This is a genomic window from Sphingomonas crocodyli, from assembly GCF_004005865.1.
Taxonomy (GTDB): domain Bacteria; phylum Pseudomonadota; class Alphaproteobacteria; order Sphingomonadales; family Sphingomonadaceae; genus Rhizorhabdus; species Rhizorhabdus crocodyli.
Window position 1 is genome coordinate 536,400 of sequence record NZ_SACN01000002.1, and the last position, 20,512, is coordinate 556,911.

The 20,512-nt window shown below is 66.1% G+C and carries 23 protein-coding genes; 13 read left to right on the plus strand and 10 right to left on the minus strand.

Features of this window, described 5'->3' with window-relative positions; genetic code table 11:
* Window positions 1-212: 212 nt before the first annotated feature.
* Entirely contained in the window at window positions 213-2,156 is a 1,944-nt protein-coding gene (locus tag EOD43_RS17185) for a potassium transporter Kup (protein WP_127745365.1), read from the plus strand.
* A gap of 100 nt (window positions 2,157-2,256) precedes the next feature.
* Here EOD43_RS17185 and EOD43_RS23705 read toward each other — a convergent pair whose 3' ends face one another.
* Window positions 2,257-2,406, minus strand: a complete 150-nt coding sequence (locus EOD43_RS23705) for a hypothetical protein (protein ID WP_164857292.1) — start codon at window positions 2,404-2,406, stop codon at window positions 2,257-2,259.
* A 113-nt stretch (window positions 2,407-2,519) separates the two neighbouring features.
* On the opposite strand from EOD43_RS23705, the gene gcvA reads away from it, so the two are divergent.
* From gcvA to EOD43_RS17200, 3 genes are all read left to right on the plus strand, one after another.
* Window positions 2,520-3,416, plus strand: coding sequence for a transcriptional regulator GcvA (gene gcvA / locus EOD43_RS17190; protein ID WP_127745252.1), 897 nt, complete (start codon window positions 2,520-2,522; stop codon window positions 3,414-3,416).
* Between the two features lie 10 nt (window positions 3,417-3,426).
* A complete protein-coding gene (gene parC, locus EOD43_RS17195; protein ID WP_127745253.1) occupies window positions 3,427-5,685 on the plus strand; it encodes a DNA topoisomerase IV subunit A in 2,259 nt (752 codons plus the stop codon).
* 125 nt (window positions 5,686-5,810) lie between these two features.
* On the plus strand, window positions 5,811-7,583 hold the full coding sequence (locus tag EOD43_RS17200; protein WP_240653292.1) for a putative bifunctional diguanylate cyclase/phosphodiesterase: 1,773 nt from the start codon (window positions 5,811-5,813) through the stop codon (window positions 7,581-7,583).
* On the opposite strand, the gene EOD43_RS17205 is transcribed toward EOD43_RS17200, so the two are convergent.
* From EOD43_RS17205 to EOD43_RS17220, 4 genes are read right to left on the minus strand one after another with little or no spacing between them, the layout of a single operon-like run.
* The gene (locus EOD43_RS17205; protein ID WP_127745255.1) at window positions 7,535-8,731 is read right to left on the minus strand and encodes a CCA tRNA nucleotidyltransferase; all 1,197 of its coding nucleotides are present in this window, start codon (window positions 8,729-8,731) and stop codon (window positions 7,535-7,537) included. The two genes, EOD43_RS17200 and EOD43_RS17205, sit on opposite strands and share 49 nt — an antisense overlap.
* A complete protein-coding gene (locus EOD43_RS17210; protein WP_127745256.1) occupies window positions 8,728-9,327 on the minus strand; it encodes a CoA pyrophosphatase in 600 nt (199 codons plus the stop codon). The genes EOD43_RS17205 and EOD43_RS17210 overlap by 4 nt, the downstream gene beginning before the upstream one ends.
* Window positions 9,324-9,893, minus strand: coding sequence for a DUF1285 domain-containing protein (locus tag EOD43_RS17215; protein ID WP_127745366.1), 570 nt, complete (start codon window positions 9,891-9,893; stop codon window positions 9,324-9,326). Before EOD43_RS17215 ends, EOD43_RS17210 begins: the two co-directional genes overlap by 4 nt.
* A 19-nt stretch (window positions 9,894-9,912) precedes the next feature.
* On the minus strand, window positions 9,913-10,443 hold the full coding sequence (locus EOD43_RS17220) for a GNAT family N-acetyltransferase (RefSeq protein WP_127745257.1): 531 nt from the start codon (window positions 10,441-10,443) through the stop codon (window positions 9,913-9,915).
* Between the two features lie 99 nt (window positions 10,444-10,542).
* On the opposite strand from EOD43_RS17220, the gene EOD43_RS17225 reads away from it, so the two are divergent.
* From EOD43_RS17225 to EOD43_RS17235, 3 genes are all read left to right on the plus strand, one after another.
* Complete coding sequence (locus tag EOD43_RS17225) at window positions 10,543-11,178, plus strand: glutathione S-transferase family protein (protein ID WP_127745258.1); 636 nt, start codon at window positions 10,543-10,545, stop codon at window positions 11,176-11,178.
* 89 nt (window positions 11,179-11,267) lie between these two features.
* Complete coding sequence (locus tag EOD43_RS17230; protein WP_127745259.1) at window positions 11,268-12,032, plus strand: SDR family oxidoreductase; 765 nt, start codon at window positions 11,268-11,270, stop codon at window positions 12,030-12,032.
* Window positions 12,033-12,034: 2 nt separating this feature from the next.
* Window positions 12,035-12,445, plus strand: coding sequence for a dihydroneopterin aldolase (locus EOD43_RS17235; protein ID WP_127745260.1), 411 nt, complete (start codon window positions 12,035-12,037; stop codon window positions 12,443-12,445).
* Window positions 12,446-12,544: 99 nt separating this feature from the next.
* Here EOD43_RS17235 and EOD43_RS17240 read toward each other — a convergent pair whose 3' ends face one another.
* A complete protein-coding gene (locus EOD43_RS17240; protein WP_240653315.1) occupies window positions 12,545-13,414 on the minus strand; it encodes a hypothetical protein in 870 nt (289 codons plus the stop codon).
* Window positions 13,415-13,661: 247 nt separating this feature from the next.
* Between EOD43_RS17240 and EOD43_RS17245 the strand changes: the two genes are divergently transcribed.
* The 6 genes from EOD43_RS17245 to EOD43_RS17270 all read left to right on the plus strand — a co-directional run bounded on the left by EOD43_RS17245 (window position 13,662) and on the right by EOD43_RS17270 (window position 17,883).
* Complete coding sequence (locus EOD43_RS17245; RefSeq protein ID WP_127745262.1) at window positions 13,662-14,315, plus strand: energy transducer TonB; 654 nt, start codon at window positions 13,662-13,664, stop codon at window positions 14,313-14,315.
* Window positions 14,316-14,404: 89 nt separating this feature from the next.
* The gene (locus tag EOD43_RS17250; RefSeq protein ID WP_127745263.1) at window positions 14,405-15,121 is read left to right on the plus strand and encodes a MotA/TolQ/ExbB proton channel family protein; all 717 of its coding nucleotides are present in this window, start codon (window positions 14,405-14,407) and stop codon (window positions 15,119-15,121) included.
* Window positions 15,122-15,243: 122 nt separating this feature from the next.
* Window positions 15,244-15,723, plus strand: a complete 480-nt coding sequence (locus EOD43_RS17255) for an ExbD/TolR family protein (protein WP_127745264.1) — start codon at window positions 15,244-15,246, stop codon at window positions 15,721-15,723.
* A 24-nt stretch (window positions 15,724-15,747) separates the two neighbouring features.
* Window positions 15,748-16,176: an ExbD/TolR family protein gene (locus EOD43_RS17260; RefSeq protein WP_127745265.1), complete on the plus strand. Its 429-nt coding sequence runs from the start codon at window positions 15,748-15,750 to the stop codon at window positions 16,174-16,176.
* 220 nt (window positions 16,177-16,396) lie between these two features.
* A complete protein-coding gene (locus tag EOD43_RS17265; protein WP_127745266.1) occupies window positions 16,397-17,329 on the plus strand; it encodes an XdhC family protein in 933 nt (310 codons plus the stop codon).
* Window positions 17,326-17,883 carry a nucleotidyltransferase family protein gene (locus EOD43_RS17270; RefSeq protein WP_127745267.1) on the plus strand — a complete coding sequence of 186 codons (558 nt, stop codon included), beginning with the start codon at window positions 17,326-17,328 and terminating at the stop codon, window positions 17,881-17,883. The genes EOD43_RS17265 and EOD43_RS17270 overlap by 4 nt, the downstream gene beginning before the upstream one ends.
* A 5-nt stretch (window positions 17,884-17,888) precedes the next feature.
* On the opposite strand, the gene lepB is transcribed toward EOD43_RS17270, so the two are convergent.
* From lepB to pyrE, 4 genes are read right to left on the minus strand one after another with little or no spacing between them, the layout of a single operon-like run.
* Window positions 17,889-18,809: a signal peptidase I gene (gene lepB / locus EOD43_RS17275; RefSeq protein WP_127745268.1), complete on the minus strand. Its 921-nt coding sequence runs from the start codon at window positions 18,807-18,809 to the stop codon at window positions 17,889-17,891.
* Window positions 18,793-19,194, minus strand: coding sequence for a holo-ACP synthase (gene acpS / locus EOD43_RS17280; protein ID WP_127745269.1), 402 nt, complete (start codon window positions 19,192-19,194; stop codon window positions 18,793-18,795). The genes lepB and acpS overlap by 17 nt, the downstream gene beginning before the upstream one ends.
* Entirely contained in the window at window positions 19,191-19,919 is a 729-nt protein-coding gene (locus tag EOD43_RS17285) for a pyridoxine 5'-phosphate synthase (RefSeq protein WP_127745270.1), read from the minus strand. The genes acpS and EOD43_RS17285 overlap by 4 nt, the downstream gene beginning before the upstream one ends.
* The gene (gene pyrE, locus EOD43_RS17290) at window positions 19,916-20,500 is read right to left on the minus strand and encodes an orotate phosphoribosyltransferase (RefSeq protein ID WP_127745271.1); all 585 of its coding nucleotides are present in this window, start codon (window positions 20,498-20,500) and stop codon (window positions 19,916-19,918) included. Before pyrE ends, EOD43_RS17285 begins: the two co-directional genes overlap by 4 nt.
* Between the last annotated feature and the right edge of the window lie 12 nt (window positions 20,501-20,512).

The following is a 20,512-nucleotide window of genomic DNA, read 5'->3' on the forward strand; positions in this document are numbered from 1 at the left end:
AAAAAGACGATGCCCCGGAGACGACGTCGATTCGGACGCAGCCGCCGAGGCAATTCGGAACCGCCCTTACCGCGATTGCGTTGCCCGCGCAAATGCGTGTGCGACCGTAACAGTTTTAGCGTGCATTGGACGACGGGCGGGACTATCCGCCCGGCCGGATTCGGAAGCGGGGCCTCATGGTCGATCAGACGGGCAATGTGGCGGATAGCCAGATGGAAGCGGACGCCTTGGTGCCCGCGGCCAATGTCGACCCCACCCACGGCGGGCATAGCCAGCTTGCGCTGACGCTCGGCGCGCTCGGCGTCGTCTTCGGCGATATCGGCACCAGCCCGCTATACGCTTTCCGCGAGGCGCTGGGGCAGGCGGCGGCCGATGGCATCGTCGCGGGCGAAATCCTAGGCGTGCTCAGCCTGGCGTTGTGGGCGCTGATCCTCGTCGTCACCTGCAAATATGTCCTGTTCCTGATGCGGGCGGACAATAATGGCGAAGGCGGCGTACTGGCGCTGATGGCGCTGGCGCAGCGGGCGGCGCGCAAGCGAGGGCGCCTGCTGGTCGCGCTGGGCGCTGCGGGCGCGGCGCTGTTCTATGGCGACGGGATCATCACCCCCGCTTTGTCGGTGCTGTCGGCGGTCGAGGGGCTGAAGACGATCCCGGCCTTCGGGCATCATATCAATCGCGGCGAAATCATCCTGATCACCGCCTTGCTGATGGTCGTGCTGTTTTCGATGCAGGGCCGGGGCACGGCGGCGGTGGCGCGGCTGTTCGGGCCGATCTGCCTGCTCTGGTTCGGCGCGATCGCGGCGATCGGGCTGATCCACATCTTCGATGCGCCCGAAATCTTCGCGGCCTTCTCGCCCCATTATGCCGTGCTGTTCATGCTCAACCACGGCATTACCGGCCTGTTCGTGCTGGGCGCGGTGTTCCTGACGGTGACGGGGGCCGAGGCGCTGACCGCCGACATGGGCCATTTCGGGGCGAAGCCGATCCGGCGCGGCTGGTTCGCGGTGGTCTTCCCCGCGCTCGCGCTCAACTATCTGGGGCAGGGCGCCTTCGCGCTCGCGCAGCTGGAGCATGCGGCCGCCACCGGCGCTAATTTTACGAACCAGGACTGGTTCTTCATGATGGTCCCCGGCCCGCTGCGCGCGCCGATGGTGCTGCTGGCGACGATGGCGACGATTATCGCGAGCCAGGCCGTCATCACCGGCGCCTTCTCGCTGACCCAGCAGGCGATCCAGTTGGGCCTGCTGCCGCGCATGAAGCTGCGCCAGACGTCGGCGCATATGGCGGGGCAGGTGTTCCTGCCGGGGATCAACCGGCTGCTGTTCGTCGGCGTGATGATCCTCGTCTTCGGCTTCGGATCGTCCAGCGCGATGGCGGCGGCCTATGGCATCTCGGTCACTGGCACGATGGTGGTCACGACCCTGCTCGCCTTCGTGATCGTGAGGCGCAGCTGGCAGTGGCGTCTGGGCCTTGCGGTCGCGTTCATCGCGCCTTTCCTGCTGCTCGATATCTTCTTCTTCGGGGCGAACATCCTGCGCGTCTATGAAGGCGGCTGGGTGCCGCTAGTGGTCGCGGGCGGCGTCGGCCTGCTGATCGAGACATGGGTGCGCGGCCGCAAATTGCTCCACGCGATCGACAAGGCGCAGGCGATCGCGCTGGAGGAACTGGCGCGGATGCTTTCGGCCCGCCCGCCCGAGCGTGTGCCCGGCACCGCGATCTTCCTGTCGGCCGATCGCGATGGCGCGCCCAACGCGCTGCTCCACAATCTGAAGCACAACAAGATCCTGCACGAACGCAATATCGCGCTGACCGTGCGGACCGCGCCGACGCCCTTCGTCGATCCCGACGAGCGGCTGTCGATCCTGCCGATCGATGCCAATTTCAGCCGCGCCCTGCTGACCTACGGTTTCATGGAAACGCCCGACGTGCCGCGCGATCTCTCGCTCGCGCGCCCGCGTGACGACAAGGCGATCGAGCCGGTCGGCACCAGCTATTTCATCGGTCGATCTACGCTGCGCCCGTCGAAGCATAGCGGCATGCCCTTCTGGCAGGACCTGCTGTTCATCTTCCTCTACCGCAACGCTGCCGATCCCACCGACTTCCTGCGCATCCCGCCGAACCGCGTGGTCGAGCTGGGTTCGCAGACGACGATCTAAAATCCGTCACCCCCGCGAAGGCGGGGGCCTATCCAGTGCCTTCTCTCGCGGAGAGACTGGATGGGTCCCCGCCTTCGCGGGGATGACGGCGATGTAGCGATCAAAACCGCAGCTTCTTCGGCTCGATCCGAACCTCCTCGGTCGCAGGCCAGGCCTGATGTTCGGCCCACCACTTGATCCCGTCGCGCACCCGCCGCCGCACGATCGCGAACCGGCTTTCGCCGCCGGTCTGCTTCCCGTTCCGATCCATTTCACCCTCCGTCGCTGATAAGCTGTCCCGCAGCTGACGGTCATCCAGTTATGCCTTTCTTCGGGCGATCGCCAATCGGTTGTCGGATAGAGCACATAAGCTATACTTATCTCATGGCCCGTCAGATCCCCCCGCTCGCCGCCGTCCGCGTGTTCGAAGCCGCCGCGCGCCACCTGAACTTCACCCGCGCGGCCGAGGAACTGGCGATGACGCAGGCGGCGGTCAGCTATCAGATCAAGCTGATCGAGGAGCGGCTGGGCACGCCCTTGTTCGTCCGCAACGGCCGCCGCGTCGCGCTCAGCCCGGCGGGGCAGCGGCTCGCGCCGCAAGTGTCGTCGGCCTTCGACCTGCTCGACGAGGCCTTCGGTAAAGTGCGCGAGGATGAAGGCGGCGTCCTGACGATCAGCGCCGCTCCCGGCATCGCCGCCAGCTGGCTCGGCCCCCGCCTTGCCCGCTTCCAGATTTCGCGCCCCGGCATCGCGGTGCGCCTGCTCGCCACCCACGAACTGGTCGATTTCGCGCGCGATTCGGTCGATGTCGGCGTGCGCATCGGCCAGGGCATATGGCCCGGCCTGCGCGCGATCGAGATGTTTCCGGCCGAATATACGCCAATGTGCAGCCCCGCCTTTATCGAGAAAGCGGGCCCGTTCGATACGCCCGCCGATCTGCTGAAGGTGCTGCGCCTCAACTCGGACGATATCTGGTGGCGCGCCTGGTTCGCGCACATGAAGGTCGATGTCGGGCCGGATTTCGACAAAAGCTCGATCCACGTCGATTCGCAGGTGATCGAAAGCATGGCCGCGATGGCGGGGCAGGGCGTGGCGATGCTCACCCCGCGCTTCTGGGTGAACGAGGTCGCGGCCGGCCGCCTCGTCCAGCTTTTCCCCTTCGTCGGTTCGGATGCCAGCTTCTGGCTCGTCTATCCCGAACATCGCCACGCCACCGCCAAGATACGCGCCTTCCGCGAATGGCTGGCAGCGGAGGTTGCGGCGGAAAGCGGCGCCCCCTAGACCTTAGCATATGACCGAAACCGCCGAGCTGCCCGAAGACAGCATCCGCAACACCCCCTTTGATAGCGCGCTCTCCGATCGCTATCTCGTCTATGCGCTGTCGACGATCACCGCGCGCTCGCTGCCCGACGTTCGCGACGGGCTGAAGCCGGTCCATCGTCGCCTGCTGTGGGCGATGCGGCTGCTGCGGCTCGATCCGGCTTCGGGGTACAAGAAATGCGCCCGCGTCGTCGGCGACGTGATCGGTAAGTATCACCCGCATGGCGATCAGTCGGTCTATGACGCGATGGTCCGCCTGGCCCAGACTTTCTCGCTGCGGTACCCGTTGGTCGACGGGCAGGGCAATTTCGGCAATGTCGACGGCGATAATGCCGCGGCCATGCGCTATACCGAGGCGCGGCTGACCGCGGCGGCTGGCGATCTGATGGCCGGGCTCGACGAAGGCACGGTCGATTTCCGCCCCACCTATAATGGTGAGGAGGAAGAGCCCGAAATCTTCCCCGGCCTCTTCCCCAACCTGCTCGCCAACGGCGCGACCGGCATCGCGGTCGGCATGGCGACGTCGATCCCGCCGCACAATGTCGCCGAACTGGCCGAGGCGGCGAAGATGCTGATCGACGATCCGCACGCCGACACGCGCAAGCTGATGCAGCATGTCCAGGGTCCGGATTTCCCGACCGGCGGCGTCATCGTCGACAGCCAGGATGTGATCGCGAATGCGTATGAGACCGGCCGCGGCGCCTTCCGCGTCCGCGCCAAGGTCGAAACGGTGCAGGAAAAGGGCGGCGGCTGGCATCTGGTGGTCAGCGAGATCCCCTATCAGGTGCCCAAGGCCAAGCTGATCGAGCAGATCGCCGAGCTCATCAACGACAAGAAGCTGCCGATCCTCGCCGACGTGCGCGACGAGAGCGATGAGGATATCCGCATCGTCCTGGAACCGCGCAGTCGCACCGTCGATCCGACGATGCTGACCGACAGCCTGTTCCGGCTGACCGATCTGGAGGTGCGCGTCTCGCTCAACCTCAACGTGCTCGACGATACGCGCACGCCCGGCGTGATGAGCCTCAAGGAAGTGCTCGCCGCCTGGCTCAAGCACCAGTTCGAGGTGCTGATCCGCCGTTCGCAGCATCGGCTCGCCAAGATCGCCGATCGGATCGAGCTGCTCGACGGCTATCTGATCACCTATCTCAACCTCGATCGCGTGATCCAGATCATCCGCGAGGAGGACGAGCCCAAGCCCGTCCTGATGGAGGAGTTCGGGCTGACCGATCGGCAAGCCGAAGCCATCCTCAACATGCGCCTGCGTTCGCTGCGCAAGCTTGAAGAAATGGAGATCCGCAAGGAACGCGACACGCTCGATGCCGAGGGCAAGGGGCTGCAGGAGCTGATCGAGAGCCCCGCGCGCCAGCGCACCCGGATGAAGCGCGATCTCGACGCGATGTACAAGCGCTACGGCCCGGACACCGCTTTGGGTGCGCGCCGCACGCTGGTGCAGGAAGCGGCCCCGGCGCGCGAAATCCCGATCGAGGCGATGATCGAGCGCGAGCCGGTGACGATCATCCTGTCGCAACGCGGCTGGATCCGCGCGATGCGCGGTCATGTCGACGAGGCGCAGATCGCCAACGTCAAATATAAGGAAGGTGACGCCTTCGCCTTCGCCGCCCATGCCCAGACGACCGACAAGGTGCTGCTGGCGACCGATGCGGGCCGCTTCTTCACGTTGTCGCCCGACAAGCTGCCCGGCGGGCGCGGCTTCGGTGAGCCGGTGCGCCTGTTCGCCGATATCGAGGCCGATCAGAAGATCGTCGCGCTCAGCGTCGCGAAGCCCGGCGGCGCACTCTTGCTGGCCTCGTCCGACGGGCGCGGTTTCGTGGCGGAGATGGCGGAGATCGTCGCCGAAACCCGCAAGGGCAAGCAGGTCGTGAACCTGAAGGACAAGGCGAAGCTCAAGATCGTCCACGCGATCGATACGTCGGAACCGGGCGACGACTATGTCGGCGTGATCGGCGAGAATCGGAAGATGGTGATCTTCCCCTTGAGCGAACTGCCCCGCATGGCGCGCGGGCAGGGCGTCACGCTGCAACGCTATAAGGATGGCGGCCTGTCCGACGCGATCAGCTTCCGGTTCGAAGCGGGGCTCAGCTGGGCGATGGGCGGCGATACCGGCCGCACCCGCACCGAAACCGATCTCTCGCTGTGGCGCGCCGCACGCGGCGCCGCGGGCCGCATGCCGCCAGTCGGCTTCCCGAGGGACAATCGCTTCGGATAAAAGGTTGGATGGGGCGCTAGGGGCTTTCCCGTAGCCCCATCGTCTAAATCACTGGAAAGAGTGCGTTAACTGTCGGCTGTTACATCGATGTCGACATGCGGGCGACACGACCAAAAATTGCTGACATGCCGGCGACGCCCGAGGCGACGCCGTCCCTTGGCAATTTCCCGGTCCCGCCCGCCCTCCAACAGCTTCTCAACACCCCCCGCGCGGCCGAGCGTCAGGAGTTCCTCGATGCGCTTCCGGTCGCCGTCGCGATCGTGGCGGAGATCGATGGCAATCCGCGCATCATGGCCAGAAATGCCGCATTTCTAAGGCTTTCCGACATGCGGCTCGCCGCATCGGAGCTGGCGGATGCCGATCTGTGCAGCGGCCTGGCGCTTCCGCTCAACGCTGCTCTGCGCGCTTTCTTCGCGTCCGAAGACGATGATCGCGCGATCGACATGCAGGAAACCACCGGCATCGGCGGCCGCCATTTCGCGGTCCGCATGGCCCGCCTGCGCGTCGGCGAATCGGCCTCGCCGCGCTGCGTCCTCTCGCTGATCGACTGCACCGCGCAAGTCGAATCGGAACGCTCGCTGCGCAAGGAAATGCTCCGCGACAGCCTCACCGGCCTTCCCAACCGTTCGGCCTTTGCCGAGCGGGTCGATCGCGCGATCGATGCTTTCGGGGAGACGGGGGATGGCTTCGCGGTCCTCGTCGTCGATCTCACCCGCTTCAGCCGCGTCAACGAAGGCGTCGGCAGTCTGGCGGGCGACGAACTGATCATCACGGTCGCGCGCCGCCTCGTCTCCACGCTGCGCGCGGGCGATGTCCTCGCCCGTATCGTTGGCGATGAGTTTGCGGTGCTGATGGAATTGGGCAGCGCCGCCGATGCGCTGCGCGCCGCGCGCCGGATGCAGGCCGCGCTCGCCACCCCGATCCGCCTCGGCGATCTCGAGATCAAGATCGACTGCGCCGTCGGCTGCGCGATCATGTCGTCGGGTATCGAGCTGGCCGAAGAGATCATCCGCAACGCCCAGTTTGCGGTGAAGCGCGCCAAGACGTCGGGCCAGGCCGAAATCTACCAGTCGGGCGACGCCACCGCCGCGCGTGATCGCTTCAGCATGGAAACCGAGCTGCGCCGCGCGATCGAGCAGGATCAGCTGACCCTCGCCTATCAGCCGCTGATCGATCTCAACACGGGCGAGGTGACGGGTTTCGAGGCGCTGGCCCGCTGGGTCCACGCCGAAAAGGGCATCATCCCGCCGACCGAGTTCATCCCGGTTGCCGAAGAATCGGGCCTGATCGTCGAGCTTGGCCGCTGGGCGATGCGCGCCGCCGCGCGCACGCTCGCGGCGTGGGATCGGCGCGCGGGTTATGTCCTGCCGATCTATATGTCGGTCAACGTCTCGGCGGTGCAGTTCCAACGCGACGACGTTGCCGCCGCGGTCGCCGCCGCTCTGGTCGAAAGCCGGATTTCGGGCGAACGCTTCAAGCTCGAACTTACCGAAAGCTGCATCGTCGCCGATCCGCAGGGGATCAACCGCGTCCTCGGCGCGATCCACGATCTGGGCGTCGGCATCGCGATGGACGATTTCGGCACCGGCTATTCCAGCCTCGCCTATCTCCAGCGCCTGCCGATCGACGTGCTCAAGATCGATCGCAGCTTCATCGCGCCGATGCTGGAGGACAAGGATTCGGTCGCGATCGTCCGCGCCGTCCTGGGTCTCGCGACGGCGCTGGGCATGACGACCACGGCCGAGGGCGTCGAAACCGCCGAACTGGCCGAAACCCTGATTGCTTTGGGCTGCGACGTGGCGCAGGGCTATCACTTCGCCAAGGCGCTGCCCGCCGACGAAGCCTATCTCTATCTGGCCGAGCGCAACGCCTTCGCCAGCTCTTCCGACGTGATCTGATCGACCCGGCTGGCGTCGGGGAAATCCTCCTCGATCCAGCGCCGCTCGATTGCCTGCAGCGTCCCGGCCACGACCGGTCCTGCCTTCAATCCATGCGCTACCAGATCGCCGCCCTTGATCGGCAGCGGCGGGCGCTCCCATCCGTCGAGCGCGGCGAGCGCGTCGACCGGCCCGTCGCCTTTCAGCACGATATCGCGCGCCACGTCCGGCCCAAGCCGATAGGCGAGCGCACGCGCCGGCGCGCTGTCGCCCATCGCGGATTCGAGGCGTTTCAGGATCGCCTTGGACATCTTCAGCCGCTGCGCGATCCCCACCGCCGTTTCGGCATCTTGCGGCAGCAGCGCGCCCAGCCGCCGGATCGGATCGGGATCGATCCCCGCCGCCGCCTCGCGCGCGATCAGGTGGCGTAACCGCGCGACGCCGTCCGCGTCGATCTCGGGCACCACCGGGCGGAAAATCCCCCGATCGACCATCAGGGCGACGGTCGGCACCGGATCGGCGACGCCCAGCAATTTGGTCAGTTCGTCGGCGATCCGCTCGCGCGACAGCGCCATCAGGTCGTTCGCGCGCGCGGCGCAGGCCGCCAGTCCCTCCGCATCGGGCGCGCCCTGGCCGAAGCGCGCATGGAAGCGGAAGAAACGCAGGATGCGCAGGTGATCCTCGGCAATGCGCTGCAACGGATCGCCGATGAAGCGCACGAGCCGCGCGTCGAGATCGGCGACCCCGCCGAAATAGTCGAAGACTTCACCGGTCGTCGGATCGGCGGACAGTGCGTTGATCGTGAAGTCGCGCCGCGCCGCATCCTCGCGCCAGTCATCGGTGAAGGCCACGGTCGCGCGCCGCCCGTCGGTCGAAACGTCGCGGCGCAACGTCGTTACCTCCACGACGCCGCCGGGGATGACCGCGGTGATCGTGCCGTGCGCGATCCCGGTCGGCACCGCCTTGAAGCCCGCCGCCTTGATCCGGTCGCTCACATCCTCGGGCATCAGCCGGGTCGCGCAGTCGATATCTTTCACCGCGATGCCCAGCAACGTGTCGCGCACCGCGCCGCCGACGAAGCGTATGTCGCCGTCGCGCGCGCCCAGCGCATCGACCAGCGCGTCGATCCCCGCCATGTCGCGCCATTCGGCCTGCGGCAGAATCGTCATGCGGCAAGCCCCGCGCGCAGGCGCTGGCTGAGGTTCACGATCAGCCCGGCGGTCACCCCCCACGTCCGGAACTCGTTCCAGAGAATCTCGTAAAAGGCCCGCTCGCGCCCCTGCACCGTCACGGTCTTGCGATCCTGATTGGCGGCATCGAGCATGTGGGCGAGCGGCGGTTCGAAGATGGCCGAGACTTCGGCCTCATGCGGCACGAGGTTCAGCGTGTCGGGCAACACCGCGATCACCGGCGTGATGCTGTATCCGGTGCCGGTGCGATAAGGTTCGGCGGTGCCGACGATCTGCGCGACGTCGGTCGGCAGGGTCACTTCCTCCCACGCCTCGCGCAGCGCGGCTTCGACCGGGCCGGCATCTTCGGGGTCCATCCGGCCGCCGGGAAAGGCGACCTGCCCCGCATGTTTGCGAAGCCCGGCGTGGCGCACCGTCAGCAACAGGCGCGGCGCGGGCGCGTCGATCACGCCCACCAGCACAGCGGCCGGCACGAACTCGGTCGTCCCCATCAATTCGGGGCCGACATCGTGGTAGATCGGGGGGGCGGCCGGCGCGGCAAAGGCGTCGCGCAGCCGATCGGCCAGCGCGCTCATTCGCCGCCGTCGAGCGGGAAGAAGGTGTCGCCGCTCCACAGCCCGATCGGATCGGCTTCCTCGTCGATCGCCAGATTGATCAGCTCATAATAGACCGGCCGCGCGATCAGCGCCTCCAGCCCGCCGCGCACCGCCAGATAGGGGCGCGGGCCATCCTCGCCCTGCACGATCCGTAGCGGATGATCGGCATCGGCCACGACCAGTTCGTCGGTGTTCAGACGGAATGCCATCGAACGGGCCTTGCCCGCGCCCTCGGTCTTCAGCTCGACCGCGACGAAGGCCGCATCCTCGACATCGATCGTCAGCTTTTCGACCGGGGTGACGAGGACATGGCTGCCATCGGCCTCACGGCGCAGGATCGTCGCGAACAGGCGTACCATTGCGGGGCGGCCGATCGGCGATCCCTGATGAAACCAGGTGCCGTCGCTCGCGATCCGCATGTCGCTATGGCCGCAATGCGTGGGATTCCACTTCTCGACCGGCGGCAATTTGCGCTCGGCGACGAGCGTGGCGATCTCGGTCAGCGAGAGGCCGGCAAGGTCGGCGGGGGGCACGCTTTCGGGCATGCCGTTCGCTTTGCCCGCCTCAGCGGTTCTCGACAAGAGCCGGGGCGGGAACGCGCGGCCCCATCACCGCTTCCTGCGGCAGGCCGGGGCCGGAGCGGACCCGCGCCAGCAGCCGCCGCCGCTCGACCGGGCCGGGCAGCGCCCATCCGCCGGTCACGCGATCGTCGAAGCCGAAGAAGCGGCCATAATATTCGGGGTCGCCGATCAGGACGAGCGGCTCATGATCGGTCGCGTCGGCGCGCTCGATCATCGCGTCCATCAGTTGGCGGCCGATCCCGTCGCGCTGGCGATCGGGGCGAACCGCGACCGGGCCGACCAGAATCAGCGGGGTCGTGTCGCCGTCGGCCTCGGTCAGCTGGATCGGCCAGCACTGGATCGAACCGACCAGCTCGCCATCCTCGACCGCAATCAGGCTCAGCCCCGGAATCGCATCCACCCCCGCGCGCAGCTTATACGCCGTGCGTCCGTGTCGGTCCGTCCCGAAGGCCGCATCGAGCAGGCTTTCGATCGCGACGGGCGGCACGGCGGCTAGGGGCAGCAATTCGATCAATGCGGGGCTTATCCTTCGAAAACTTGGGCGCTGGACGCGTGGAGCGCGCGCAGATAGCGAGTCATTGACGGAATCCAAGTCAAAATCGGGTCAGTAACCATGAAGCTTTTCGACGGCATATGGGCGCCCAGCCCCCGGCGCGTCCGCATCTACCTTGCCGAAAAGGGGATCGAAGTCCCGCGCGAGTCGCTCGATCTCCGCAAGGCGGAGACGGACAGTGCCCATTATGCGGCGGTCAATCCGCGCCGGCTGGTGCCCGCTTTGCTGCTCGACGACGGCACGCTGATCGACGATTCGGTCGGCATCTGCCGCTATTTCGAGGCGCTGCACCCCGATCCGCCGCTGTTCGGGCGCGATCCGACGGAAATCGGGCTGGTCGAAAGCTGGATTCGCCGGATCGAAAGCGATCTCTACACACCCGTCACCTACGCCTTCCGCAACAAGCATGCGGCGTTTGCGGGCCGGGCGATTTCGGGCGACTGGCCGGAGATTCCGCAGATCCCCGCTCTGATCGAGCGCGGCGAACTGATGTGGAATGCCTGCCTCGATCGGATCGACGCGCATCTGGCGGGCCGCGACTGGCTGGTCGGCGACGGCTTCAGCTTCGCCGATATCGCGGCGCTCGCGGCGGTGGATTTCGGTGCCTCGACCAAGATGCCCGATCCGCTCGCCGGCCGTCCGCAGGTCGCGCGCTGGCACGAGGCGGCGACGGCAAGACCGTCTTCGCAGGCCTGATCCTTGTGGATTCGCTGTGGATCACCTGTGGATAAGTCTGATTCGTCCCATTCTTGCTCGATTCCGGCCTGTCCCCTAGGCTTGCCGGCATGACGCCTGAATTCGGCTCCCGCAGAACCGCCATCGTCACGGGCGGCGCCAAAAGGATCGGCGCCTGCTTCGTCCGTGCGCTGGCCGAGGATGGCTGGACCCTCCTGATCCACTGCCGCGAATCGGTCGCGGAGGCGGAGGCGATCGCCGCCGAAATCGGCAATGGCGCGCGCGTCGTCGCGGCCGATCTGGCGACGGTCGACGGCCCCGATCGGGTCATCGCCGCGCTGGAGGGGATGCCGCCGCCCGCGCTGCTGGTGAACAGCGCCTCCTTGTTCGAACTCGATTCGCACGACGACTTCACGGCCGAGGCGTGGGACGCGCATATGAATGCCAATGCGCGTGGCCCGGCCTTGCTCTCGCGCGGCTTCGCGCGGGCGGTGCCGGCGGGGCAGGGGGCGCTGATCGTCAACCTGCTCGATGCGAAGCTGGCTCAGCCCAACCCGGATTTCTACAGCTACACCATCTCGAAAATGGCCTTTGCGGGCGTGTCCGAGCTCATGGCGCGGGTGCTCGCCCCGCAGGGGATTCGCGTCAACGCGATCGCGCCGTCGGTGACGATGGTGTCCGGCCCGCAGAGCCGCGAGAATTTCGCGAAGGTCCACGCGATGAACGCGCTCCACCGCGGCGTCGATGTCGACGATCTCGTGCGCGCGCTGCGCTTCCTTGTCGCGTCGCCCGCAATTACGGGGCAGACAATCGCGGTTGATGGCGGCCAGCGATTCCTTTCGCTCCCCCGCGATGTTCAGTTCATGGAGTCCTGACCTTGGATCCCGCTTCTCTCGACGGCCTCGTCCCGCCCGCGCTGCGTCCGACCACGCGGCGCATATTGCTGGAAGATTTTGCGCTGCCGGTCGACATCGGCTTTCACGAATTCGAGATCGGATCGCCCCAGCGTATTTTCGTGACGATCGAGGTCTGGCTGAACGAGGCCGCCTTCGCCGATGTCGATGAAGTCGCGGCCGCGTGGGACTATGATTTCCTGCGCACCGAAATCCTGCGCCTCGTCGAAGGGCGTCGCTTCAACCTGCAGGAAACCCTCGCGCGCGAGATATATACGCTGGTCGGCGCGCGGGCGGGGGTAACGGGCTTGCGCGTTTCGACAAGCAAGCCCGATGTTTACCCTGATTGCGCCGCTGTCGGTGTCGAACTCAGCAGCCAGATTCCCCGCGGCTGACAACGGAGCCTGAAAGGGCTCCGCAAGGCCGAACGGCCGCCGCGCCTTATTGGCGCGAAGCCAAGGCGGGCGGATGCCCGCCGCCCGGCGTTTGAGGGTTTATCTTATGGTGCGGTTACACGCGCCCAGCTGTTCCAGCACAAAAATATAGTCCTGTTGCACCGCCTGCGCGTCGCCGTCGGAAAGCTGCGCGAGCGCCTTTGCGGGGATTCGCTTCGGCAGGAAGCAGGCCAGGCGATACCAGATCAACGTGTCGCGCTGCGGGATGGTCGCGCTGTCGTCGACGATCTCGCCGGTCGCGACCGACCATTGGGTTTGCTCGCCGGGGCGCCGCAATACGGACAGTGAGATCGGCCGCTTGTCGGCGGTCGCCAGGAAGATCTGGCTCTCGCTCTCACCCGCGATCGCGCCGGGCGAATAAAAGGCGCCGGTGATTCCCGTCACGCGCGGCGGAGCCTTCCCGTCGACCGATTCGGTGAGAATCGCACGCAGCTTCGATTCGATCTCCGGCGTCCAGGCGATCTGAGAATGCGGTGAACTGAGGCGAATCTCCTGTGGCCTGCCGACGACGCGTTCGGCGAGCACAATCACGCGAACTTTTTTCAGCGTCGGTGCGCGGCCCTTCGCGTCCAATGGAACGTCGACGAGATAGGTGATCACGCCCGGCATGCCATCTGCCCCTCGAAGCAGCATTTTCGTGCCCGCCGTGATCAAAAAGCGGGCAAATCCGGGCTGCAGGCCGGGGGCCAGCTCACCCTTCAATCGCTCCGCTTTGACGACTTCGACCCCCGCGACCAGGGGGGAGCCGAGCGCAAGATCGGCAATGTCGGCATAGCTGTAGCTGGGGGAGGAAAGGGGGATTGGCGCCGCTGACAACGGTGTCGCAACCGCTGTAACCGTTAACATTGCCGCGAATGCAGCAATAAACATGCCATTTCTTTTCCGGTTGTGCGCAACATCGCAATTCATGGCCAAAATTCAGCTCCTCCGCGCGGTTCCGTCATTCTCATAACCGGTCGTTACGCCGCTCGTCACGTCCCGGAAACGGCCTCGTGCTGCTCTTTGGGCTGTTGCGTCGGTCGGACTGTCGCGATAAGGACACACTTCGCCAAATAATATACCAGCGTCACTGGCGGGACGGGCGGGGCGCACGGCAGGTTGCCTTGGGGAACTTACCGGTTTTCGCTCGTGGATTTTTAGGGAGTTCATTTCCTTAATGGCTTATGCTGATCAACCGACGATGAGCCCCCGCAAGCTCGTGTCGATCGTGGCCGTGATCGTTCTCCATGCGGTCATTGGCTACGCCTTCGTCACGGGTCTGGCTTTCAACGTCGTCAAAAAGGTCGCCAAAGACCTCAACGTGGTGGACATCGCGGAAGAGGCTCCGCCTCCCGAAGATTTGCCGCCGCCCCCGCCGCCCGAAACCAAGGTCGAACCGCCGCCCGTCGTGGCGCCGCCGCCCATCGTTCAGGTTGCTCCCACCATCGCGCCGCCGATCGTGTCGGTGCCTGTGGCTCCTCCGGTCGTCATTACGCCGACCGCGCCGCCGGCCCCGCCGAAGCCCGCCGCTCCTGCCGTGCCGCTCAAGCCGCGCGGTACGCCGGGCGAATGGGTGACGCCGGAGGATTATCCCTCGGCTGACATGCGCGCTGGTAACCAGGGCACCACCGGCTTCCGTCTGCAAGTCGGCGCCGATGGCAAGGTCACCAACTGCGAAGTCACGTCGTCGAGCGGCTTTCCGTCGCTGGATACCAAGGCGTGCCAGATGCTGATGCGCCGTGCGCGCTTCAGCCCCGCGAAGGATAGCTCGGGTGCCGGCGTGCCGGCCTCCTATTCGAACCGGGTCCGTTGGCAGGTTCCGAACGATTAATCGGGTGGCCTGAGCGGGCGGCCTCCGGTCGTCCGTTGAGGCCGCGAAGTCCACAAAGTTTAACGAGCTCGAGATAAGGAAAGACACACATGGTTACCCCACATGCTGGCGATAATCCCTACGGCCTCGGCGCTGCTCTCGAGCAGGGCGGTCTCATTGCGCAGAGCATTTTCGCGATCCTCGTGATCATGTCGGCCGCTTCGTGGTACATCATGTTCACCAAGCTGTTCGAACAGCAGAAGATCCTGAACCAGGCGAAGAAGGCCCGCACCGTTTTCTGGACGGCGCCGAGCCTGCGTGACGGCCAGGCGAAGCTCGAAGCCAATTCGGCCTATCGCCAGATCGTCGACGACGGCCTGCTCGCTCAGGAACAGCACACCAAGCTGACCGATCCGGTCGACCAGCATGAGTGGCTGCTCGGTTCGCTCGCCCGCTCGCAGGCGGCGATCAACTCGAAGCTCGGCAACGGCCTGGCGGTTCTCGCGACCGTCGGTTCGACCTCGCCGTTCGTCGGTCTGCTCGGTACCGTTATCGGTATTTACCGCGCTCTCGTGAAGATCGGCGCTGCCGGTCAGGCGTCGATCGACGCGGTCGCCGGCCCGGTCGGTGAAGCGCTCATCATGACCGCCATCGGTCTCGTCGTCGCGGTTCCGGCCGTGCTCGGCTACAACTGGCTGATCCGTCGTAACAAGGTCGTCGCTGAGCAGCTGTCGGCCTTCTCGACCGACCTGCACGGCTACATGGTTTCGGCCGGTGCGGTGAAGCCGGTCGTCAAGGCGGCTCCGGCGGCTCCGGTCAAGAAGTAAGCAAGGGTTCGGGGCGGGCTCTCGTGGCTCGCCCCTCCTCCTTCTACTTGATGGACGAAGGGTCGTTCATGCCGGCATCAGACCGGCGGCGCGACCCTCGAATGAGAATAGGATCCTAAACGATGGCCATGAGTGCCGGCCCATCCGACGATGGCGCACCGATGTCGGACATCAACACGACGCCGCTCGTGGACGTCATGTTGGTGCTGCTCATCATCTTCCTCATCACCGTTCCCGTCGTGATCCAGACGGTCCCCGTGAAGCTTCCGAGCGTCCGCTACGAAGCCACCACGACCAAGCCGGAAAACGTCGCGCTCTCGATCCGCGCTGCGCCGAACGGCGCGTGCGAGGTCTATTGGGGCCAGACGCCTGTGACCGCGCAGGAACTGCTCGATCGCTCGGTGGACAAGCTCAAGAAGGAAATCGACAAGCAGGGTGGCCCGACGGCTCCCGGCCTCGAACTTCCCGAAGTGCACATCCGTGGTGACGTCAACACGCCGTATCGCTGCATTGGCGGTGCGATGGTGACGGTCCAGCGCGCGGGCTTCCAGCGCGTCGGCTTCATCTCGGAACCGCCCCCCGGCGGTAACGCGCGTCTCTGATCTCGCTTTCGAGGAGTAGATAAGATGGCAATGGCAGCAGCCACCGCCGAAGGCGAACCGATGATGGACATCAACACGACGCCGTTGATCGACGTCATGTTGGTTCTCCTGATCATGTTCATCATCACCATCCCGATCCAGACCCACGCGGTGAAGCTCGATCTTCCGGTCGACAGCAAGGATGCGCCGCCGCCGATCGTCGACCCTGTGAAGAACAAGGTCACGATCGATCCGGCCGGCACGATCTTCTGGAACGGTTCGGCGATCGACCTCATCCGTCTGCGCCAGTATCTGGACATCACGCAGCAGATGAACCCGGTTCCCGAGCTGCACCTGCAGCCCGATCCGCAGGCGCGCTACGTCGTCGTCGACGAAGTGCTCGCGGTTACGAAGCGGGCGAATGTCGAGAAGATGGGCTTCGTCGGCAACGAGGCTTATGCCGGCGCCTTCTAAGGCCCGCGCATAGCTTTCAAGATTAAGGGCGGTCCTTCGGGGCCGCCCTTTTTCTTTGCCTGTCCTACGCGCGCCGGACGCACTAGGATTCGCTTATGACCAGCCCTGCCTGCAACATGTCGTGCCTGTGCTTCGCGGATCGTTCGGGGAAGCGATTCCGACGGGGACGTAGTGACAAGTTTGACAACATTCGCCGCCTTTCACCCGAATCGAATCGCCCATGAAGGATGAACTCGATCATCTGATCGACACCGCACGTGCCTGGCTCGGGGAGGGGCGTGGCGTCGCCATCGCCACCGTGATCGAAACCTGGGGATCGGCGCCGCGCCGGCGCGGCAGTCACGCGCTGATTCGCGACGACGGGCTGTTCGAAGGATCGGTCAGCGGCGGCTGCGTCGAGGGCGATCTGCTGCTCCGCGCGCAGGAGATCGCGACGCTCGGCGGCTTCGAACGGCGCGATTATGGCGTCGCGGACGATTCGGCCTGGCAGGTGGGCCTCGCCTGCGGTGGCGAGATATCGGTCTTCGTCCAGGCGTTGGCGCCCGATGCCTTTGCGCCCGCCCTGATCGCTCGCATCGCGGCGTCGCGCGCCGATGGCCGCGAACTTGTCCTGTCGACCGACCTTGCGACGGGCATCACCCGCGAGGGCGCGGTCGAGGGTGCGTTCATCAACGCCTATCCGCCACGCCTGCGGATGATGATCGTCGGCGCGGTCCATATCGCGCAGGCGCTGGTCCCGCTCGCAACGATTGCGGGCTTTCAGCCGTTGATCGTCGACCCGCGCGACGGTTTCGCGGCGGCAGCGCGCTTCGATGGCGTATCGGTCGATCCACGCTGGTCGGACGAGGCGCTGGCCGACTGGCGGATCGACAGCGGCAGCGCGGTCATCACGCTAACCCACGATCCCAAGATCGACGATCCGGCTCTGATCGCGGCGCTCCGCAGCGACGCCTTCTACATCGCCTCGCTCGGATCGCGTCGCACCCACGCCAAACGGTGCGAAAGGCTGGCCGCTGCCGGCTTCGATCAGGCGGCGATCGATCGGGTGCAGGGGCCAGCGGGCCTCTCCATCGGCGCCGCCAATCCGGCCGAGATCGCCGTCTCCATCCTCGCGGGCGCTATCGCGGCATTGCGCAAGCCGCAGGCGCGTTGACGGTCGGTGCGATCATCCTCGCCGCGGGCCTCTCGCGGCGGATGGGCACCGACAAGCTCGCGGCCGATCTCGGCGGCAAGCCCGTGCTCGCGCACGCGGTGGATGCCGTGGCCGCGGCGGGGTTGCCGATGATCGTCGCGGCTCCGCCAGCCATGCCGTTCCCCGGCGCTGTCGAAGTGCCCGATCACGCCCTCGGCATGGGGCACAGCATCGCCGCCGCGATTCGCGCGGTCCCGGCCGATTGGAGCGCCGCGCTCATCTGTCTGGGGGATATGCCCTTCGTCACCCCCGCCACGCTATGCGCGCTCGCGGCCAAGGCTGGCGAAGATCTGATCGTCGCCCCGGTCCATGAAGATCAGCGTGGCAATCCGCTCGTGTGGGGACGCGGCTTCTTCGCGCAACTCGCCGGGCTCAGCGGCGACACCGGTGGCCGTGCGCTGCTCGCGGGGGCGGGGGAGAAACTTGTCCTGCTCCCCGTCGACGATCCGGGCGTGCTGATCGATGTCGATACGCCCGAGGCGCTCATGGCGGCTCGGGCGCGTCTGACAGGGTAGGGGCGTTACTTCGCCGCGCGCGCCGGGTGCAGGCTGGTGCCCGCGCGGCCGCCGCGCAGCGCGGTGAACCAGCTGATCGGGTTCCAGATCTTGCTGGTGCCGTCGAGCGAGAAGGTGATGAACTCGGCGCGGCCGCCGATATTCTCGAACGGCACCGGGCCGTCCAGGCCGTTGCGATAACTCGGCACGCGGCTGTCGGCCGATTGATCGCGATTGTCGCCCATCACGAACACCCGGTCCTGCGGGATGGTGAGCGCGGGGAAATCGTCGATATCGGGGAAATAGCCGAGGTCGAGCGTATCGTAGCTGCGCCCGTTGGGCAGGGTCTCGCGGAAGCGCGGGATCGCGCAATAGGCCTTGCCGTCCGGCCCCGCGACGCGGAACTGGGCCACCTGCGGCTGATCGCACGGCACGTTCGGGTCGATCGCGATCATCGCCGGGGTTTCGGGCGTGCGCTTCACCGGCACGCCGTTGATCACGACGGTTCCGCCGCGCACCTCGATCCGATCGCCGGGCAGGCCGATGACGCGCTTGATGAAGTCGGTGTCGGCCTGCGGCGGCTTCAGGATCACGATATCGCCGCGCTCGGGCAGGCGCCCGAACACGCGGCCCCGGATGAAGGGCAGGACGTGAAAGCTGGGCGACACATAGGACCAGCCATAAGGATATTTGGTCACGACCAGACGATCGCCGGTGATCAGCGTCGGCATCATCGATTCGGACGGGATGTAGAACGGCTTGGCGATGAAGCTGTGGAAGCCGAGCACCGCCAGGATCAGCCACAATATGCCACGGATCTCGCCGAGCCAGTCGGTCTTGGGCTTGTCCGCCTTTGCATCCTTGCCGGGGGTCGGTTCGATCGAACTGGTCGAAACCTCGATAGGCTGATCGCTCACCGCGATCCTCTCCTCAAAGCGGGCGCGCATACAGGATGACGAACGCCTGCGCCCAGGGATGATCGTCCGTCATCGTCAAATGTACCTCAACCGCGTGGCCCGGCGGCGTCAATGCGTCAAGCCTTGCCTTGGCCCCGTTCGACAAATGCAATGTGGGGGCGCCCGACGGCAGGTTCACCACGCCGATATCCTTCATATAGACGCCGGCCTTGAAGCCGGTGCCCACCGCCTTGCTGAACGCTTCCTTCGCCGCGAATCGCTTGGCGTAGGTTCCGGCGCGGGTGAAGGGTCGCTTTTCGGCCTTCCTGTGCTCGGTTTCGGTGAAGACGCGCTGGATGAATCGGTCGCCGAAGCGATCGAGCGAGGCCTGGATCCGCTCGATATTGCACAGGTCCGATCCGATCCCGATGATCATCCCCGCGCCTCGTCCATCAGGCCGCGCATCCGCTGCACGACGGGGCCGAGCCCTTCGAAGATCGCCTCGCCGATCAGGAAGTGGCCGATATTGAGTTCGGCAATCTGCGGGATCGCCGCGATCGGCTGCACATTGTCGAAGGTCAGACCGTGGCCGGCATGCGGCTCGATCCCGTTCTTGGCGGCCAGCGCCGCGGCATCGGCGATCCGGCGCAGCTCGACCGCGCGTTCCTCGCCCTCGCTATGCGCGTAGCGGCCGGTGTGGAACTCGACCACGGGGGCGCCCAGCGACAGCGCCGCCTCGATCTGGCGCGCGTCGGGTTCGATGAACAGGCTCACGCGGATGCCCGCGTCGGAAAGGCGCGCGATCATCGGCTTCAGGTGATTGTGCTGGCCCGCGGCGTTGAGGCCGCCCTCGGTCGTCACCTCCTCGCGCCGTTCGGGAACGATGCAGGCGGCGTGGGGGCGATGCTTGAGCGCGATCGCCAGCATCTCCTCGGTCGCCGCCATCTCCATGTTGAGGGGCAGGGCGATCGCGCCGATCAGATGGGCGATATCCTGATCGATGATGTGGCGGCGATCCTCGCGCAGATGCGCGGTGATGCCGTCGGCCCCCGCCTCCTGCGCGACGATCGCGGCGCGGATCGGATCGGGATAGGCGCCGCCGCGCGCGTTCCGAATCGTCGCGACGTGATCGATGTTGACGCCCAGACGGAGGTGGCTCACGGCTTGGCCCTGCTTCCGGGCTTCACCGCGGGGATCGCCTCCAGTTCGGGCGGCAGCGCGTCGGGCGCATAGGTCGGCACTTCGAGTCGGATCAGCGGAAAGAAGGGGACGCCCAGATCGGCGGTGCCGTTCGACCGGTCGATCAGGGACGCAGCCGCGATCACCTCGCCGCCGGCCTCCGCCACCGCCTTGATCGCCTCACGCGACGAAAGGCCCGTCGTCACGACGTCCTCCATCAGCAGCACCTTCTGCCCTGGATTGAGGCGGAAGCCGCGGCGCAGGCCGAAAACGCCCTCGGGCCGTTCGACGAACATCGCGTCGAGGCCCAGCGCGCGGCCCATTTCGTGCCCGGCGATCACGCCGCCCATTGCAGGCGAGACGACGGCTTCGAGCTGGATCTTGATCTTGTCGGGGATCTTGAGCGCCAGCGCCTGCGCGAGTCTTTCGCCCCGCGCCGGGTTCATCAAAACCCGCGCGCATTGCAGGTAGCGCGGGCTGCGCAGGCCCGATGATAATATGAAATGGCCTTCGAGCAGCGCCTCGGCCTCACGGAACTCGGCCAGCACCTCTTCGTCGGTCATTCGATATCCCCC

Bases quoted from the DNA above. Each gene is read 5' to 3' on its own strand.
- EOD43_RS17185 (WP_127745365.1), top strand. From the start codon at position 213: ATGGAAGCGGACGCCTTGGTGCCCGCGGCCAATGTCGACCCCACCCAC.
- EOD43_RS23705 (WP_164857292.1), bottom strand. From the start codon at position 2,406: ATGGATCGGAACGGGAAGCAGACCGGCGGCGAAAGCCGGTTCGCGATC.
- gcvA (WP_127745252.1), top strand. From the start codon at position 2,520: ATGGCCCGTCAGATCCCCCCGCTCGCCGCCGTCCGCGTGTTCGAAGCC.
- parC (WP_127745253.1), top strand. From the start codon at position 3,427: ATGACCGAAACCGCCGAGCTGCCCGAAGACAGCATCCGCAACACCCCC.
- EOD43_RS17200 (WP_240653292.1), top strand. From the start codon at position 5,811: ATGCCGGCGACGCCCGAGGCGACGCCGTCCCTTGGCAATTTCCCGGTC.
- EOD43_RS17205 (WP_127745255.1), bottom strand. From the start codon at position 8,731: ATGACGATTCTGCCGCAGGCCGAATGGCGCGACATGGCGGGGATCGAC.
- EOD43_RS17210 (WP_127745256.1), bottom strand. From the start codon at position 9,327: ATGAGCGCGCTGGCCGATCGGCTGCGCGACGCCTTTGCCGCGCCGGCC.
- EOD43_RS17215 (WP_127745366.1), bottom strand. From the start codon at position 9,893: ATGCCCGAAAGCGTGCCCCCCGCCGACCTTGCCGGCCTCTCGCTGACC.
- EOD43_RS17225 (WP_127745258.1), top strand. From the start codon at position 10,543: ATGAAGCTTTTCGACGGCATATGGGCGCCCAGCCCCCGGCGCGTCCGC.
- EOD43_RS17230 (WP_127745259.1), top strand. From the start codon at position 11,268: ATGACGCCTGAATTCGGCTCCCGCAGAACCGCCATCGTCACGGGCGGC.
- EOD43_RS17240 (WP_240653315.1), bottom strand. From the start codon at position 13,414: ATGAATTGCGATGTTGCGCACAACCGGAAAAGAAATGGCATGTTTATT.
- EOD43_RS17245 (WP_127745262.1), top strand. From the start codon at position 13,662: ATGGCTTATGCTGATCAACCGACGATGAGCCCCCGCAAGCTCGTGTCG.
- EOD43_RS17250 (WP_127745263.1), top strand. From the start codon at position 14,405: ATGGTTACCCCACATGCTGGCGATAATCCCTACGGCCTCGGCGCTGCT.
- EOD43_RS17255 (WP_127745264.1), top strand. From the start codon at position 15,244: ATGGCCATGAGTGCCGGCCCATCCGACGATGGCGCACCGATGTCGGAC.
- EOD43_RS17260 (WP_127745265.1), top strand. From the start codon at position 15,748: ATGGCAATGGCAGCAGCCACCGCCGAAGGCGAACCGATGATGGACATC.
- EOD43_RS17265 (WP_127745266.1), top strand. From the start codon at position 16,397: ATGAAGGATGAACTCGATCATCTGATCGACACCGCACGTGCCTGGCTC.
- lepB (WP_127745268.1), bottom strand. From the start codon at position 18,809: ATGCGCGCCCGCTTTGAGGAGAGGATCGCGGTGAGCGATCAGCCTATC.
- acpS (WP_127745269.1), bottom strand. From the start codon at position 19,194: ATGATCATCGGGATCGGATCGGACCTGTGCAATATCGAGCGGATCCAG.
- pyrE (WP_127745271.1), bottom strand. From the start codon at position 20,500: ATGACCGACGAAGAGGTGCTGGCCGAGTTCCGTGAGGCCGAGGCGCTG.